Origin of the sequence: Salmonella sp. 2020_1459 (assembly GCF_043847915.1) — a bacterium.
Taxonomy (GTDB): domain Bacteria; phylum Pseudomonadota; class Gammaproteobacteria; order Enterobacterales; family Enterobacteriaceae; genus Salmonella; species Salmonella enterica.
This window is the reverse complement of record NZ_JBCMFA010000003.1, coordinates 637,019-654,057: the sequence shown is the minus strand read 5'-3', so window position 1 is coordinate 654,057 and position 17,039 is coordinate 637,019. Positions and strand designations below refer to the sequence as shown.

15 protein-coding genes are annotated in these 17,039 nt (G+C 54.2%); 4 read left to right on the top strand and 11 right to left on the bottom strand.

The window, feature by feature from the left end:
- Positions 1–9: 9 nt before the first annotated feature.
- Complete coding sequence (gene gltB, locus ACH0VJ_RS11605; RefSeq protein WP_000965035.1) at positions 10–4,470, bottom strand: glutamate synthase large subunit; 4,461 nt, start codon at positions 4,468–4,470, stop codon at positions 10–12.
- Positions 4,471–5,141: 671 nt separating this feature from the next.
- Between gltB and ACH0VJ_RS11600 the strand changes: the two genes are divergently transcribed.
- The 4 genes from ACH0VJ_RS11600 (at position 5,142) to mtgA (ending at position 10,106) form a co-directional block, all read left to right on the top strand.
- Positions 5,142–6,071 carry a TIGR01212 family radical SAM protein gene (locus ACH0VJ_RS11600; protein ID WP_001176887.1) on the top strand — a complete coding sequence of 310 codons (930 nt, stop codon included), beginning with the start codon at positions 5,142–5,144 and terminating at the stop codon, positions 6,069–6,071.
- A 93-nt stretch (positions 6,072–6,164) separates the two neighbouring features.
- Positions 6,165–8,501, top strand: a complete 2,337-nt coding sequence (gene arcB, locus ACH0VJ_RS11595) for an aerobic respiration two-component sensor histidine kinase ArcB (protein WP_000809813.1) — start codon at positions 6,165–6,167, stop codon at positions 8,499–8,501.
- A gap of 226 nt (positions 8,502–8,727) precedes the next feature.
- Positions 8,728–9,381 carry an isoprenoid biosynthesis glyoxalase ElbB gene (elbB, locus tag ACH0VJ_RS11590; protein WP_000719822.1) on the top strand — a complete coding sequence of 218 codons (654 nt, stop codon included), beginning with the start codon at positions 8,728–8,730 and terminating at the stop codon, positions 9,379–9,381.
- A complete protein-coding gene (gene mtgA / locus ACH0VJ_RS11585; RefSeq protein WP_000044653.1) occupies positions 9,378–10,106 on the top strand; it encodes a monofunctional biosynthetic peptidoglycan transglycosylase in 729 nt (242 codons plus the stop codon). The genes elbB and mtgA overlap by 4 nt, the downstream gene beginning before the upstream one ends.
- 74 nt (positions 10,107–10,180) lie before the next feature.
- Here the strand turns inward: mtgA and yrbL are convergent, their stop codons facing one another.
- The 10 genes from yrbL to kdsC form a co-directional block, all read right to left on the bottom strand.
- The gene (gene yrbL / locus ACH0VJ_RS11580) at positions 10,181–10,813 is read right to left on the bottom strand and encodes a PhoP regulatory network protein YrbL (RefSeq protein WP_000602196.1); all 633 of its coding nucleotides are present in this window, start codon (positions 10,811–10,813) and stop codon (positions 10,181–10,183) included.
- Positions 10,814–11,061: 248 nt separating this feature from the next.
- Positions 11,062–11,334, bottom strand: coding sequence for a PTS phosphocarrier protein NPr (npr, locus tag ACH0VJ_RS11575; protein WP_000216797.1), 273 nt, complete (start codon positions 11,332–11,334; stop codon positions 11,062–11,064).
- A complete protein-coding gene (rapZ, locus tag ACH0VJ_RS11570; RefSeq protein ID WP_000243749.1) occupies positions 11,331–12,185 on the bottom strand; it encodes an RNase adapter RapZ in 855 nt (284 codons plus the stop codon). Before rapZ ends, npr begins: the two co-directional genes overlap by 4 nt.
- A 45-nt stretch (positions 12,186–12,230) precedes the next feature.
- Positions 12,231–12,722 (bottom strand): PTS IIA-like nitrogen regulatory protein PtsN, encoded by a 492-nt coding sequence (gene ptsN / locus ACH0VJ_RS11565; protein ID WP_000609332.1) that lies wholly within the window; start codon positions 12,720–12,722, stop codon positions 12,231–12,233.
- 117 nt (positions 12,723–12,839) lie between these two features.
- Positions 12,840–13,127 carry a ribosome hibernation promoting factor gene (gene hpf / locus ACH0VJ_RS11560; RefSeq protein WP_001176589.1) on the bottom strand — a complete coding sequence of 96 codons (288 nt, stop codon included), beginning with the start codon at positions 13,125–13,127 and terminating at the stop codon, positions 12,840–12,842.
- Between the two features lie 22 nt (positions 13,128–13,149).
- Positions 13,150–14,583, bottom strand: coding sequence for an RNA polymerase factor sigma-54 (gene rpoN, locus ACH0VJ_RS11555; RefSeq protein ID WP_000809020.1), 1,434 nt, complete (start codon positions 14,581–14,583; stop codon positions 13,150–13,152).
- 47 nt (positions 14,584–14,630) lie between these two features.
- Positions 14,631–15,356: an LPS export ABC transporter ATP-binding protein gene (gene lptB, locus ACH0VJ_RS11550; RefSeq protein WP_000224104.1), complete on the bottom strand. Its 726-nt coding sequence runs from the start codon at positions 15,354–15,356 to the stop codon at positions 14,631–14,633.
- Between the two features lie 6 nt (positions 15,357–15,362).
- On the bottom strand, positions 15,363–15,917 hold the full coding sequence (lptA, locus tag ACH0VJ_RS11545; RefSeq protein ID WP_000669770.1) for a lipopolysaccharide ABC transporter substrate-binding protein LptA: 555 nt from the start codon (positions 15,915–15,917) through the stop codon (positions 15,363–15,365).
- A complete protein-coding gene (gene lptC / locus ACH0VJ_RS11540) occupies positions 15,886–16,461 on the bottom strand; it encodes an LPS export ABC transporter periplasmic protein LptC (protein ID WP_000047845.1) in 576 nt (191 codons plus the stop codon). Before lptC ends, lptA begins: the two co-directional genes overlap by 32 nt.
- On the bottom strand, positions 16,458–17,024 hold the full coding sequence (kdsC, locus tag ACH0VJ_RS11535; RefSeq protein ID WP_000030029.1) for a 3-deoxy-manno-octulosonate-8-phosphatase KdsC: 567 nt from the start codon (positions 17,022–17,024) through the stop codon (positions 16,458–16,460). Before kdsC ends, lptC begins: the two co-directional genes overlap by 4 nt.
- Between the last annotated feature and the right edge of the window lie 15 nt (positions 17,025–17,039).

Genomic DNA, 17,039 nt, shown 5'->3' with positions numbered 1-17,039 from the left:
TTCAATTCCTTACTGCGCCTGCACGCGCAATTCTGCCGCACTACGACTACGGTGGCCCAACAGGGCTTTGACATCGCTGGACTTGGGCTTCACTAACGCGAATTGGGTTGAGAAGCTTGACCACCTGGACAGGATCTCTTCGCCGCGTTGCGAACCAGTATGCTGCACGTGCTCGGTGATCAGACCGCGCAGATGCTCTTCGTGGATAGCCAGCGAATCAACGTCCAGTACTTCTACCAGTTCCGGGTTCACGCGTTTACGGAATTCGCCATCTTCGTCCAGCACATAGGCGAAGCCGCCGGTCATCCCCGCGCCGAAGTTAACGCCGGTTTTACCCAGCACGCAGACGATGCCGCCGGTCATGTATTCACAGCCGTTGTCGCCGATGCCCTCTACTACGGTAATCGCCCCGGAGTTACGCACGCCGAAACGTTCGCCCGCGCGCCCCGCCGCGTACAGACGGCCACCGGTCGCTCCATACAGGCAGGTGTTGCCGATAATGCTGGCTTTATGACTGAGGAAGGCGGAACCTACCGGTGGTCTGATGGCGATCAAACCGCCTGCCATACCTTTACCGACATAGTCGTTGGCATCGCCAGTCAGATATAACTCCACGCCGCCCGCGTTCCACACGCCAAAGCTCTGGCCTGCGGTACCGCTGAAGTGCGCTTTAATCGGATCGGAAGCCAGCCCCTGATCGCCGTGGGTCTGTGCGATGTAGCCGGAAAGCGACGCGCCGACGGAACGATCGGTGTTGCGGATGTCGAACCAGAAGGTTTTGCTCTGGCGCGCATCGACAAACGGCTTCGCCTGCTGCAACAGTTGCGCATTCAGCACGCCGTTATCAAACGGCGGGTTATTCTCGGTGCAGTACAGCGCTTTACCCGGATGAGGTTCAGCGGTTTCCAGTAGACGAGACAGCGCCAGCTTCTGCTGTTTAGCGGTGAAGCCCTCCAGCTCTTTCAGCAGGTCGGTGCGGCCAATCAAATCCACCAGGCGGGTCACGCCAAGCGAAGCCATCAGCTCGCGCACTTCGCGGGCGATAAATTCAAAGTAGTTGGTTACTTTGAACGGCAGGCCGTGATAGTGGTTCTTACGCAGTTTTTCATCCTGCGTCGCCACGCCGGTTGCGCAGTTGTTCAGATGGCAAATGCGCAGGTATTTACAGCCCAGCGCCACCATCGGGCCGGTGCCGAAGCCGAAACTTTCCGCACCGAGAATTGCCGCTTTAATGATATCGACGCCGGTTTTCAGACCGCCGTCCACCTGCAGACGAATCTTGTGACGCAGACCGTTGGCGACCAGCGCCTGCTGGGTTTCAACAAGTCCGAGTTCCCACGGGCAGCCAGCATATTTCACCGAAGAGAGCGGGCTGGCGCCAGTACCGCCGTCGTAACCGGCGATAGTAATCAGATCCGCATAGGCTTTCGCCACGCCGGTCGCGATGGTGCCGACGCCCGGTTCGGACACCAGCTTCACGGAGATCATCGCCTTCGGGTTGACCTGTTTGAGGTCGAAAATGAGCTGCGCTAAGTCCTCGATAGAGTAGATATCGTGGTGCGGCGGCGGGGAGATCAGCGTCACGCCCGGCACTGAATAGCGCAGTTTGGCGATGTACGGAGTGACTTTATCCCCCGGCAACTGACCGCCTTCGCCCGGTTTCGCGCCCTGCGCGACTTTAATCTGAATCACATCGGCATTGACCAGGTAGGCCGGCGTCACGCCAAAGCGACCGGAGGCCACCTGTTTGATACGCGACACTTTATTGGTGCCGTAGCGCGCCGGGTCTTCGCCGCCTTCGCCGGAGTTGGAGTTGCCGCCGAGGCTGTTCATCGCTTCCGCCAGCGCTTCGTGCGCTTCCGGACTTAATGCGCCGATAGACATGGCTGCGGTATCAAAGCGTTTAAACAGCTCACTGGCGGGCTCAACCTCGTCGATAGTCACCGCCTCGCCGTCTGGATGTATCGCCAGCAGATCGCGCAGCGTTGCCGCCGGACGCTCATTGACCAGTTTGGCGTATTCCTGATAATCGCTGTACTCGCCGCTCTGTACCGCCTGTTGCAGGGTACGCACGACATCCGGGTTATAGGCGTGATATTCGCCGCCGTGGACGTACTTCAGCAGGCCGCCCGGGCTAATGGGTTTGCGCGCCAGCCAGGCGCGTTTGGAGAGATTCAGCAGATCCTGCTGGAAGTCATCAAAGCTCGCGCCGCCGATACGGCTGACCACGCCCTGGAAGCACAGGTTTACCACATCATCGTGCAGCCCGACCGCTTCAAACAGTTTGGAGCAGCGGTAAGAGGCAATGGTCGAAATGCCCATTTTGGACATAATTTTGTACAGCCCCTTGTTGATGCCGTTACGGTAGTTCTGCATCACGGTACGGTAGTTTTTGGCGATGGCCTGGGTATCAATCAGACGCCCCAGCGTTTCGTAGGCCAGGTACGGATAGATGGCCGTTGCGCCAAAGCCGAGCAGTACCGCAAAGTGATGCGGATCGCGGGCGCTTCCGGTTTCTACGATGATGTTGGCGTCGCAGCGCAGGCTTTGTTCTACCAGACGAGTCTGCACCGCGCCCACCGCCATCGGCGCGGGGACCGGCAGGCGATTCTTACCGATATTGCGATCCGAGAGGACCAGCAGCACGGTGCCGTTACGCACCATCTGTTCCGCTTTATCGCACAGCGCTTTAACCGTCGCGTCCAGTGTGGTTTCGGTGACATCAAAGGTAATATCAAGCCAGTCGGCGCGGTAGTGATGCTCGCTCATGGTGGTGAGCTGTTTGAAATCGGAGTACAGCAGAATTGGCGATTTAAAACTCAGGCGATGGGCCTGACCTTCCGCTTCGCAGAAGACGTTCATTTCGCGACCGATGCTGGTGGCGAGCGACATGACGTGCGCTTCACGCAGCGGGTCGATAGGCGGGTTAGTGACCTGCGCGAACTGCTGGCGGAAGTAGTCGTAAATAATACGCGGCTGGCTGGAGAGCACGGCAAAGGGGGTATCGTCGCCCATTGAACCGACGGCTTCCTGGCCGTTTTCGCCCAATACGCGGATAACCGAGTCCAGCTCTTCGGCGCTGTAGTTAAACTGTTTCTGATAGCTGGCGAGCAGGTCATCGTCCAGTTCGCGGCTACCAACTTCTTCATCAGGCAGCTCTTCAAACGGCACCAGGCGGCGGACGTTTTTCTCCATCCACTCTTTATATGGATGGCGGCTTTTCAGATCGTCATCGGTTTCCGCGGAATGCAGAATACGTCCGCCGCGGGTGTCGATCACCATCAGTTCACCTGGGCCGACGCGGCCTTTCTCGACCACTTCATCCGGCTGATAGTCCCAGATACCGACTTCGGAGGCGCAGGTGATCAGCTTATCTTTGGTAATGACATAGCGTGCCGGGCGCAGACCGTTACGGTCAAGGTTACAGGCGGCGAAGCGCCCGTCGGACATCACGATGCCTGCCGGACCATCCCACGGCTCCATATGCATGGAGTTAAAGTCAAAGAAGGCGCGCAGATCCTGGTCCATATCCGGGTTGTTCTGCCAGGCGGGCGGCACCAACAGGCGCATGGCGCGGATAATGTCCATCCCGCCTGCCAGCAGCAGTTCCAGCATGTTGTCCAGCGAGCTGGAATCCGAACCGGTTTCGTTAACAAACGGCGCAGCGGACTGTAAATCCGGGATCAGCGGCGTCTGGAATTTATAGGTACGGGCGCGCGCCCACTGGCGGTTGCCGGTGATGGTGTTAATCTCGCCGTTATGCGCCAGGTAGCGGAACGGCTGCGCCAGCGGCCAACGCGGCACGGTGTTAGTGGAAAAGCGCTGGTGGAACAGACAGATGGCCGATTCCAGACGCAGATCCGCAAGATCCAGGTAGAAGCGCGGCAGATCCGCCGGCATACACAGACCTTTATAAATGTTGACCAGGTTCGACAGGCTGCATACGTAGAAATCTTTGTCGTTCTGCAGGCGTTTTTCAATGCGTCGGCGGGCGATAAACAGACGGCGCTCCATATCGCGCGGACGCCAGCCCGCCGGAGCGTTGACAAAAATCTGCTCAATACGCGGCAGGGAGGAGAGGGCGATTTCACCGAGCACGCCTTCATTGGTTGGCACATCGCGCCAGCCGACAATCGACAGGGTTTCCTGCTGTAATTCTTCTTCGACAATATGGCGTGACGCGGCGGCCAGTTCAGGATCTTTATTCAAAAAGATCATCCCGACGGCGTAGTTTTTGGCTAAGCGCCAGCCGCGCTCTTCGGCCACGATGCGAAAGAAACGGTCAGGTTTTTGTAACAGCAAGCCGCAACCGTCGCCGGTTTTACCGTCGGCAAGGATCGCGCCACGGTGCTGCATCCGGGCCAGCGCGTGTATGGCGGTACGCACTACCTTGTGGCTAGGTTCGCCTTCTATGTGGGCGATCAGGCCGAAACCACAGTTATCCTTCTCAAGGGATTTATCGTACAACATATCAGTGAACCTCCCCAGGCTCTACGGGACGCTCTCCCAACCGACGGCGCGCGGGCACAGCAAGAGCATGGCGACGGGGCTGGCGCATCATACGCTTACCTCGCATTCGCCCTCTTTGTGTCCTTTGCGCATTGGTAAATACGGTTAAGAGGGAATCTCAATTACTGCATAAATATGATGAGCAGACGGCTCATCCAGAAAGCTTCCAGCGGATCCCCAACTTATCGGGAATCCACACCCAGGTCAAATGGCAAACTGATTTATGCAAAAGTGTGCTGTAGCACAGATAACTTTTTGAATCTGTTGAAATTAAAAGGTTTTTTATAGAAGGGCTGCTAATACGGAGCGGCAGAAAGCCTGTGATCTGTCTCACTATAAGAGTCGCTCGCCAGGCATTATCTGACCTTGCTTTTTCAAAAATCTTGGCATTTTATGCTGTTTTAAGCGTGAGCAGTATTGAATGCTACTGTTTTTATCGATGACCCAGCAAACGCTGAAAAAAGAGGGGAATATCAGGAAAAATCATCAGCGGGATTATGAATGAAATATCGTTTATTTTGCTTGATTATGCAATGGGTAAAAGCCTTCCGGGACGATTGATCCAGGTCATCGCCAAAGGAGACTAAAAATGGCAGGCTTTGGCCTCTTTTTAAGAGGCGGTCTATCAGATTATGCAGTTACAGAAATTAGTCAATATGTTTGGTGGGGATCTTTTACGTCGGTATGGGCAAAAGGTTCATAAGCTGACGCTTCATGGCGGTTTTAGCTGCCCTAATCGCGACGGCACCATCGGGCGTGGCGGTTGCACCTTCTGTAATGTCGCCTCTTTTGCCGATGAGGCGCAGCAGCATCATTCGATTGCCGAGCAGCTTGCGCATCAGGCGCATCTGGTGAACCGCGCTAAACGCTATCTGGCCTATTTCCAGGCCTACACCAGCACCTTTGCAGAAGTGCAGGTGCTGCGTTCCATGTATCAACAGGCGGTCAGCCAGGCCAGTATCGTCGGGTTATGCGTCGGTACGCGTCCGGATTGTGTCCCGCAGGCAGTAGTAGATTTACTGTGTGAATATAAAGATCAAGGCTACGAGGTGTGGCTGGAACTGGGATTGCAAACCGCACACGATAAAACCCTGCGCCGAATTAACCGCGGGCATGACTTCGCCTGCTATCAGCGTACCACCCGGATTGCCCGGGAGCGCGGGCTGAAAGTGTGCGCGCATCTGATTGTGGGGCTGCCGGGCGAAGGGCAGGCAGAATGCCTGCAAACCATGGAGCGTGTGGTGGAGACGGGCGTTGACGGTATTAAACTGCATCCGCTGCATATTGTGAAAGGCAGTACGATGGCCAAAGCCTGGGAAGCGGGGCGGCTGAACGGCATCGAACTGGACGACTACACGCTAACGGCAGGTGAGATGATTCGTCATACGCCGCCGGAGGTGATTTATCACCGAATTTCAGCCAGCGCTCGCCGTCCGACGCTGCTTGCCCCGCTGTGGTGCGAGAATCGCTGGACGGGGATGGTTGAGCTGGACAAATACCTGAATGAGCATGGCGTACAGGGCTCTGCGCTGGCCCGTCCCTGGATACCACCTGTAGCGTAGCGTGATGAGGGGCGCTACGCATATTTCGCACAATATTCAACGCGGTTCCCATAATTGGGTATTATGTGCGAAGTTGTGGTGAAGGAATCCTCTATGAAGCAAATTCGTATGCTGGCGCAATACTATGTCGACCTGATGATGAAATTGGGTCTGGTGCGCTTTTCCATGCTCCTGGCGTTGGCATTGGTGGTGCTGGCGATTGTCGTGCAGATGGCGGTGACCATGGTGCTGCATGGTCAGGTTGAAAGTATCGACGTTATTCGTTCCATCTTTTTTGGCCTGTTAATTACGCCCTGGGCGGTCTATTTCTTATCCGTTGTTGTTGAACAACTGGAAGAGTCAAGGCAGCGACTGTCGCGTCTGGTGCAAAAGCTGGAGGAGATGCGCGAGCGCGATCTCAAGCTTAACGTACAGTTGAAGGACAATATTGCCCAGCTTAATCAGGAAATTGCCGATCGCGAAAAAGCGGAAGCGGAGCTGCAAGAGACATTTGAACAGCTAAAAGTAGAAATTAAAGAGCGTGAAGAAGCGCAAATCCAGCTAGAACAGCAATCCTCTTTTCTGCGCTCCTTTCTGGACGCCTCGCCGGATTTGGTTTTTTATCGTAATGAGGATAAAGAATTTTCCGGCTGTAACCGCGCAATGGAATTGCTAACCGGCAAGAGCGAAAAACAGCTGGTGCATTTGAAGCCGGAAGATGTGTACTCTCCCGAAGCGGCGGAGAAAGTCATTGAAACCGATGAAAAAGTATTCCGCCATAACGTCTCCCTGACCTACGAACAGTGGCTGGATTACCCGGACGGACGAAAGGCCTGCTTTGAAATTCGTAAAGTGCCTTATTACGACCGTGTCGGTAAACGTCATGGCTTGATGGGATTTGGTCGTGATATTACCGAACGTAAGCGTTATCAGGACGCGCTGGAGCGCGCCAGCCGCGACAAGACCACGTTTATCTCTACCATCAGTCATGAGCTGCGCACCCCGCTTAACGGCATCGTCGGTTTAAGCCGCATCCTGCTGGATACCGATCTCACCGCCGAACAGGAAAAATACCTTAAGACAATCCATGTCTCCGCCGTGACGTTAGGCAATATTTTCAATGATATCATTGATATGGATAAGATGGAGCGGCGTAAGGTTCAGCTTGATAACCAACCCATTGATTTCACCAGCTTTATGGCCGATCTGGAAAACCTTTCCGGTTTGCAGGCGCAGCAAAAAGGGCTACGTTTTGTGCTTGAGCCGACGCTGCCGTTGCCGCACAAAGTCATTACCGACGGAACGCGTCTGCGCCAGATTTTGTGGAATTTGATCAGCAATGCGGTGAAGTTTACTCAGCAGGGCCAGGTGACGGTGCGGGCGCGCTATGATGAAGGCGACATGCTGCACTTTGAAGTGGAAGATTCCGGGATCGGCATTCCGCAGGATGAGCAGGATAAAATTTTCGCCATGTATTATCAGGTGAAAGACAGTAACGGCGGCAAACCGGCAACGGGTACCGGTATCGGGCTGGCGGTCTCCCGTCGGCTGGCGAAAAATATGGGCGGCGATATTACCGTTTCCAGTCTGCCGGGCAAAGGATCGACCTTTACGCTAACGGTTCATGCGCCAGCGGTGGCGGAAGAGGTGGAGGACGCCTTTGATGAAGATGACATGCCGCTGCCCGCGCTGCATGTTCTGCTGGTCGAAGATATTGAACTGAACGTGATCGTGGCGCGTTCGGTACTGGAAAAACTGGGGAACAGCGTGGATGTCGCGATGACCGGCAAGGCGGCGCTGGAGATGTTCGCGCCAGGCGAATATGACCTGGTCTTACTGGATATTCAGCTACCGGATATGACGGGTCTGGATATCGCCAGAGAACTGACCCGTCGCCACACGCGGGAAGATTTACCGCCGCTGGTAGCGCTTACGGCTAACGTTCTGAAAGATAAAAAAGAGTATCTGGACGCTGGTATGGACGATGTGCTGAGTAAGCCGCTGTCGGTGCCGGCCTTAACCGCGATGATTAAAAAATTCTGGGATGCCACCGATAAAGAGGAGAGTACCGTGACGCCTGAAGAGAGCGATAAAGCGCAAGCGCTGCTGGATATCCCGATGCTGGAACAATACATCGAGTTGGTTGGGCCTAAATTGATCACCGACGGTCTCGCGGTGTTTGAAAAAATGATGCCTGGCTATTTAAGCGTGCTGGAGTCCAATCTGACGGCGCGTGACAAAAAAGGCGTCGTTGAGGAAGGGCATAAGATTAAAGGCGCCGCCGGTTCGGTAGGGCTGCGTCATCTGCAACAGCTTGGCCAGCAAATCCAGTCGCCGGATCTTCCCGCCTGGGAAGATAATGTCGCGGAATGGATTGAAGAGATGAAGCAGGAGTGGCAGCACGATGTCGCGGTGCTGAAAGCCTGGGTGGCAAACGCGGAAAAAAAATGACCCCGGTTTGACCGGGGTGCGCGAATACTGCGCCAACACCAGGGAAATCGTGGCTGCGCCGTGCTTATTATGATGATGTCAAAGGCGCAGTCCTGTTTTCAGGCCGCACGCAGTTAAGATAGCAAATCCTAAATGATTTGTTACATGAATCATTTAAATGTGTGAAGCGTAGCATTTTAATCAAAATTATTAATGGGCTTGAGTCGGTTGCAGGAGGATGTTCACCATGAAAAAAATTGGCGTAGTGCTCAGCGGATGCGGCGTCTATGACGGCACCGAAATTCATGAGGCCGTTCTGACGCTGTTGGCCATTGCCCGCAGCGGCGCGCAGGCTGTCTGCTTCGCGCCGGATAAACCACAAGCGGATGTTATTAATCACCTGACCGGCGAAGCGATGGCGGAAACGCGTAACGTTCTGATTGAGGCGGCGCGTATTACGCGGGGCGATATTCGTCCCCTGTCCCAGGCGCAGCCAGAGGAACTGGATGCGCTCATTGTGCCCGGTGGTTTCGGCGCGGCGAAGAACCTGAGTAATTTCGCCAGCCAGGGGAGCGAATGCCGGGTGGATAGTGATGTCGTCGCGCTGGCGAAGGCCATGCACCAGTCCGGCAAGCCGCTGGGATTCATCTGTATCGCGCCCGCAATGTTGCCGAAAATCTTTGACTTCCCGCTACGTCTGACAATAGGGACGGATATTGATACCGCTGAAGTACTTGAAGAGATGGGGGCCGAACACGTACCTTGCCCGGTTGATGATATCGTTGTGGACGAGGATAACAAGGTCGTGACCACCCCTGCCTATATGCTGGCGCAGGATATCGCCCAGGCGGCAAGCGGCATTGATAAATTAGTGTCGCGCGTGCTGGTTCTGGCGGAATGAGCAAACGACGCATCGCGCCGTTAACGTTTTTGCGCCGTCTACTTTTACGTATCCTTGCTGCGCTCGCCGTCTTTTGGGGCGGCGGCATTGCGCTGTTTAGCGTGGTTCCGGTGCCTTTTTCGGCGGTGATGGCGGAACGGCAGATTAGCGCCTGGCTCGGCGGAGAGTTCGGTTATGTGGCGCATTCTGACTGGGTCAGTATGGCGGATATCTCGCCGTGGATGGGGCTGGCGGTAATTGCGGCGGAAGACCAGAAGTTCCCTGAGCACTGGGGCTTTGATGTTCCGGCGATTGAAAAAGCGCTGGCGCATAATGAGCGGAATGAGAGCCGTATTCGCGGCGCCTCTACGCTTTCGCAGCAAACGGCGAAAAATCTCTTTTTATGGGATGGGCGCAGTTGGGTGCGCAAAGGTCTGGAGGCCGGGCTAACGCTGGGCATTGAAACTGTCTGGAGCAAAAAGCGCATTCTCACGGTTTATCTGAATATCGCGGAGTTTGGCGATGGTATTTTCGGCGTGGAGGCTGCGGCACAACGGTATTTTCATAAACCTGCCAGTCGCTTGAGTGTGTCTGAAGCCGCGTTGCTGGCGGCGGTATTGCCAAATCCGTTACGCTATAAGGCGAATGCGCCGTCTGGCTATGTGCGTAGCCGGCAGGCGTGGATTATGCGCCAGATGCGACAACTGGGCGGGGAATCTTTTATGACGCGCAACCAGCTTAATTAATTTTGCCGATTGGCGGCGCGAACGCCTTATCCGGCCTGCGATCTGTGTCGTCCAGGCCTGATAAGCACAGGCCATTAAGCTTCGTGAGAAGTAAGCGCCAGCCGTTTCTTGTCTTTTGGCTGCGCGTCCCTCTCCAGGGCAACGGCCAGCGCAGGCTGGGCGATAAACCGCTGCCACACTCTCTCCAGTTTGCGTTCACAGCACCATGTTGACCAGGTCGCCAGCGGGATAAAGGTACTTTCCCCCAGATTGTCGCAAACCACCGGAACCACTTCTGACTCGCTGATACGCTGGCACAGGATATTTTGCGGCTTCAGCGACATCGTCACAATATGGTTATCCAGCAGGTAACGTTTCAGTTTTTTCAGTAGCCGCCGCAGGACAGCGACATCCTCTTCATAACGACATTGCGCGGCGAACTCGGTCAGGGTAATAGAGGGCGCGCCGTTGAAATCGGTAATCATGTCGTAGACATAGCCGGTGCCGCAATCGGTTTCTACCGTGCCGTAATAACGGGGGATAGCGCTCCAGTCCGTCAGGTAGCGGGACAGATGTGCATAGTAGCTCAGTTCACGCCGAATCTCTTTATCACCGCCGTGGTCACGGTTGTAAATAACTTTTATGCAACGCCGGGCATTATCCGGATGCGTATAGCATTTACGATGTCGACCAGCGCCCAGCGGAGTCTGTTTCGATAAGAGGATCATGGCAAGTCCTGGAAAAATTTATTCACATAAATTTAGTATGGACAAAGAACTTAAACAAAACCTAAACGAAATTTTTTAAGGTTTTCTTAATGTTTTTATGCATAGGTAAAGCGCACGAAATGTACAAATCTTACGAAAGGGCGGGGCTGCGGGACAAGAGGCAGGCAGGCGTAACACGCCCGGTTTTGGGGTGACTGTCATCAAATACCGGGACGGCGTTGGGGGAAATAGGGTATAGAGGGGGAGGTTTAGTCTTCGTCAAAGCCGGAATTGAACAGCGCGATAACCGCCGCCAGCGCTTCAACTTCTTGCGGGCCGGTGGCTTCAATTTCGATCTGACGCCCCTTGGCGGAGTCGAGCATTAACAGCGCGATGACGCTGTTCGCTTCCGCTTCAGTGCCTTCGTCATTGCGTAATAGCACCTCGGCGTCAAACCCCTGCATCAGTTCGAAAAGCTTCATGGCAGGCCGGGCATGCATGCCCAGCTTATTGGTGACTTCAACAGTTTGCTTTACGGTCATGTTTTGCGTTTTTCCAGCGTGCGATGGCGAGACTGGACATTTTTACCGCGCGAGCGGAAGTAGTCTGCCAGCTGTTCTGCAATATACACCGAACGGTGTTTCCCGCCGGTACAACCGATAGCGACGGTAAGGTAGCTGCGGTTGTTGGTCTCCAGCATCGGTAACCATAGCTCAAGATAGCTGCGAGTCTGATAGATAAAATTGTGAACTTCTGTGTGTCGGTCAAGAAACGCGGCTACCGGCTTATCAAGCCCGGTCATGGGGCGCAGTTTTGGATCCCAGTGCGGGTTGGGCAGAAAGCGGACATCGAACACATAGTCCGCATCAATCGGGATACCATGTTTAAAGCCGAAGGACTCAAATACCATCGTCAGTTCGCGCTCGCGTTTGCCCAACAGCCGGGTACGCAGCATCTCCGCCAGCTCATGGACGGACATTTCTGAAGTGTCGACGATCAGATCCGCACGTGAGCGTAACGGCTCCAGCAAGTCACTCTCTTTATCGATCGCACTCTCTAAAGAAAGATTTTTGCTGGAAAGCGGATGCAAACGGCGCGTGTCGCTGTAGCGGCGAATCAAGGTATTGCGGTCGGCATCAAGAAACAGCAATTGCGGCGAGAAAGCGCCAGGCAGATTATTCATCGCCTGTTCAAAAATCTCAGGTGATTCAGGCATATTGCGCACATCAATGCTGACGGCGGCGGAAATCTGGCGATCGGCCAGCGTTCGCGCCAGATCGGGCAACAGCACGACGGGGAGGTTATCCACGCAGTAAAATCCCATATCTTCCAGCGCGCGCAGAGCGACAGATTTACCTGATCCGGAACGCCCGCTGACGATCATCAGTACCATGTACCGTTTCTCCTCACAACGACAGAAAGAAATGCCATTGAGTTGTTATGCCTCATTCTGCTCACCTTCGGTGTCAGTAATGATTTGATACAGCTCTTCATCATTCAGCGCCGCGCGCAGGCGGCGGCAGATCGTTTTATCCGCCAGACGTTTCGCCACCAGCGACAGCGTGTGCAGATGCGTTTTAGTTTGATCGGCGGGCACCAGCAGGGCGAAGAGGAGATCGACCGGCTGGTTATCGATGGCGTCGAACGCGATCGGCGTTTCGAGCTGAACGAACACGCCGACGGCGCGTAAGGTATCTTCTTCCAGTTTCCCGTGCGGGATGGCGATACCATTACCAATACCGGTACTGCCCATTTTTTCGCGTGTCAGAATGGCTTCAAACACGACCTGAGGAGGTAAACTGAGCTGTTTTGCCGCCAGTTCGCTGATGATTTCCAGCGCGCGTTTCTTACTCTGACAATGAACGCCGCTACGCGTACACTCCTGGTTAAGTACACTGCTCAGTTGTAGAGTCGTATCGTTATTTATCATAATTTCACCTAAGAACCTGTCCTGTCAGGTTGATGGCCAGGTTCGGAGCGCTAACTGTACAAATGGCCCGTTGTGTCACACAACAGGCCGTCCTGCACTGGCTAACTGCCCGGACAATTAGTGTTGTTTCAGTTTATCTTTATGCCTGGTTAACTGCCTTGCCAGTTTATCAATCAAGCCGTCAATGGCGGCATACATATCCTGGCCTTCCGCGCTGGCGTGAATTTCGCCGCCGTTAACGTGTAGCGTCGCATCCGAGATATGCGTGACCTTCTCCACTTTCAACACCACGTATACCTGATTAATCCGCTCAAAATACTGTTCAAGTTTGGCGAATTTTGTCGTCACAAATTCACGCAGGGCTTCAGTAATTTCGACATTATGTCCGGTGATATTGAGCTGCATAGTGTCTTCCTTATCGGTTGGGTCAAACCAGCTGTTTGCGTTGGTTTGACGGCGGAATGGATAAAGACTCTCGGTACTTCGCAACAGTGCGGCGCGCCACCATGATACCTTGTTCTGACAGCAGAGAGGTTAACTTGCTGTCGCTCAGTGGTTTCGCGGGGTTTTCCGCCGCAATTAACTTCTTCACCAGCGCGCGAATCGCGGTGGAAGAGGCTTCGCCTCCGCCTTCGGTATTGACGTGGCTGGAAAAGAAATATTTGAGTTCAAAAATACCGCGCGGGCTGTGCAAATACTTCTGCGTGGTCACGCGGGATATAGTGGATTCGTGCATCTCGACGGCCTGGGCGATATCCGCCAGTACCATCGGTTTCATATATTCTTCGCCCTGTTCAAAAAAGGCTTGCTGTTGCTCGACGATGCAGCGACTGACGCGCAGCAGCGTGTCGTTGCGGCTTTCAAGGCTTTTTATCAGCCATTTCGCATCCTGTAAATTACTGCGGATGAACTGGCTGTCGGCATCGTTGCGCGCGCTATTGCACATGGCGGCATAGTGCTGGTTAATCTGTAAACGGGGAATACTGTCGCTATTAAGCTCCACCGTCCAGCGACCGTTATGCTTGCGTACCAGCACATCCGGGATAACGTACTCCGGCTCGCCGGTCTGGATCGATTGACCGGGTCTGGGATCGAGCGACTGAATCAGGTTTACCGCCTCTTTCAGCACCTCTTCTTTTAGTCGGGTAACGCGCATCAATGTGCGGAAATCGTGGTTGGCCAGCAGATCAAGGTGATCGCAGATAATAAGCCGCGCCTCTTCCAGCCACGGCGTGGATTTGTCGAATTGTGAAAGCTGGATCAGCAGACAGTCGCGAAGATCTTTTGCCGCGACGCCTACCGGATCAAAACGCTGAATGCGCTTCAGGACGGCTTCAACCTCATCGAGATCCACCTCTACATCGCCCATGCTTTCGCGAATTTCGTCCAGGGATACGGTGAGATAGCCGGTATCATCTACCGCGTCGACAATGGATGTCGCAATAGCGCGATCGGTATCCGAGAAGGGCGTTAGCTCAACCTGCCACATCAGATAATCCTGCAACGACTGCGTCGTTTCGCCCTGATAGACGGGCAGCTCATCGTCGATATAATCGCCGCTGGGGCCGGACGGCGTCCCGGCGGTGTAAATTTCATCCCAACTGGCGTCAAGCGGCAGCTCTTCCGGCATCTCTTTTTGTTCGAGCGCGTCGGCGGTATCGAGAGGATCGTTATCCTGAGGTTGCTGAGTGTCGATTTCGTCATGAAGATCGGTTTGCTCAAGCAGCGGGTTATTTTCCAGCGCTTGCTGGAGTTCCTGCTGAAGTTCCAGCGTAGACAACTGCAACAGACGGATGGCCTGTTGTAGCTGAGGCGTCATCGCCAGTTGTTGGCTAAGCCTGAGTTGCAAACCTTGCTTCATATTCAGAGTCGTTTTCTCCCGCTAGAGCAGCATAGCCCTCTACCCTATCAGAGTCTGAAGTCTTCCCCAAGATATACACGCTTAACGTGTTCGTCTTGCAGGATTTCTGTCGGCGTACCGTGGGCAATAAGGTGGCCCTGGCTCACGATATAGGCACGTTCACAGACTGCCAGCGTCTCACGGACGTTATGGTCGGTGATCAGCACGCCGAGCCCGCTATCGCGCAGATGCTCGATAATGCGTTTGATGTCGATAACGGAAATCGGGTCAACGCCGGCAAAGGGTTCATCCAGCAGGATAAATTTGGGATTAGCGGCCAACGCGCGGGCAATTTCTACACGACGGCGTTCACCACCGGACAACGCCTGTCCCATGCTGTCGCGCAGATGCTCAATATGAAACTCTTCCATCAGCTCGTTGGCGCGGTCTTCTCGCTGTTCTGCGGTCAAATCGTCACGAATTTGCAGTACCGCCATCAGGTTATCAAATACGCTGAGACGGCGGAAAATAGAGGCTTCCTGCGGCAAATAGCCGATACCGCGGCGCGCGCGCGCGTGCAGCGGCAGCAGACTGATATCTTCATCATCGATGATGATATTGCCCGCGTCACGCGGCACGATACCGACGACCATATAAAAGGTGGTGGTTTTACCCGCGCCGTTTGGACCGAGCAGCCCGACAATCTCCCCGGAGTTAACGGTCAGACTGACATCTTCCACTACGCGACGGCCTTTATAGGCCTTCGCCAGATTCTTTGCAGTTAATGTTGCCATAACGAATTAGTTACTCTTCTTTTGCGCCGGAGTCTGGCCTTTGTTTTTGTCTTGCAACTGCGACGGCACCAGAACGGTGGTGACGCGTTTGCCTTTCTCGCTGAAGGCCTGCATTTTCTGCTCTTTCACCAGGTAGGTGATTTTGTCGCCGGTAATGTTGCTGTCAAGCTGCTCCAGATAAGCGTTGCCGGTCAGCACCACAAAATCTTTCGCCAGCTCGTAATGCATATGGGAAGCGTGGCCTTTCACCGGCTTACCGTTGTCCTGCATCTGGTAGAAGGTGGCCGGATTGCCGTAACCGTCGATCACCTCTTTCCCCTGTTCGCCGCCAGGGCGGGTAACCACGACTTTATCGGCGTTGATCTTAATCGTGCCCTGGGTCATCACCACGTTGCCCGTAAAGGTCACGACGTTGCCTTGCATATCCAGCGACTGTTGATCCGAGTCAATATGAATAGGCTGTTCGGTATCGCCCGTGACGGCGAAAGCCGGAATGCTGGCGGCCAGCAGCGAGCCGGCAAGCATAAGATTAAGGCTGAGTTTGTTTGTTTTGAATTTCATAAGAGGTTCTAACCTTTTCAATCAGCTCGGCGTTCTTGCTGCGTAAGTTACCGCGCATTTTCAGTCCGCTGGAGTTAAATGTTGTGCCGTATAACGTCACCAGATCGTTCGAGGTAACATCCTGCGTCACCAGATTAATCTGCGCGTTATCGGTGGTAATTCTGCGTAATTGAGCGTCAGGCACCAGGGCGTTGACTTCAACATGGCCATACAGATAGAGCATCCGATCGTTAGTCAATTTGGCTTTATCGGCCTTGATCGACCATGTCGGCACTTTATCCTTATCAAAGGTGGTTAATACCGGTTGCGTAAACCATGAGACCGCCTGGTCGGAAAAATATTCAACGTGCTGCGCGATCAGACGATAGCTCAACGCGCCTTCCGGACTGTACACGACGGTATCCGTATGCTCGCTTTTATACGTGGGATCGTTGCTGTTGACCATCACGGCAGCAGGATCGTCTTTATCCGCCAGATTGATACCAATCAGTACCAGAATGGCCAGCGACAGTAGAATGATAACCCAACGTCTGGTTTTACTCATATCGATTGCCCTTTGGCCTCATCCAGCTTGCCCTGCGCCAGCAGCAGCAAATCGCACACCTCACGTACCGCGCCGCGCCCGCCGGCAATGTGCGTCACATAGTCAGCGCGGGGGATCAGCAGCGGATGCGCATCCGCAACGGCAACGCTTAACCCCACTTTTTCCATCACCGGCCAGTCAATCAGATCATCGCCGACATAGGCAACATTTTCCGGCGCAATGGCCAGTTTTTCCAGCAGATCGCTAAAGGCGATCAGCTTATTCGACTGTCCCTGATAAAGATGGACAATCCCCAGCGTGGCGCAGCGATCTTCTACAAGTTTAGCCTTTCGTCCGGTAATAATGGCAACCTCGATATTGGAGGTCAAAGCACAGCGAATACCATAGCCGTCACGAACGTTGAAAGCCTTCAGCTCTTCGCCGTTATTGCCCATATAAATCAGGCCGTCAGACAATACGCCATCCACGTCCAGGATGAGCAGGCGGATATTCTCCGCTTTGGTCATGACATGGGTGCTGACGGGGCCATAACAGGTCGCAAGCGACGCACCTGCTTTACTCATCGTTAATTATCCTTG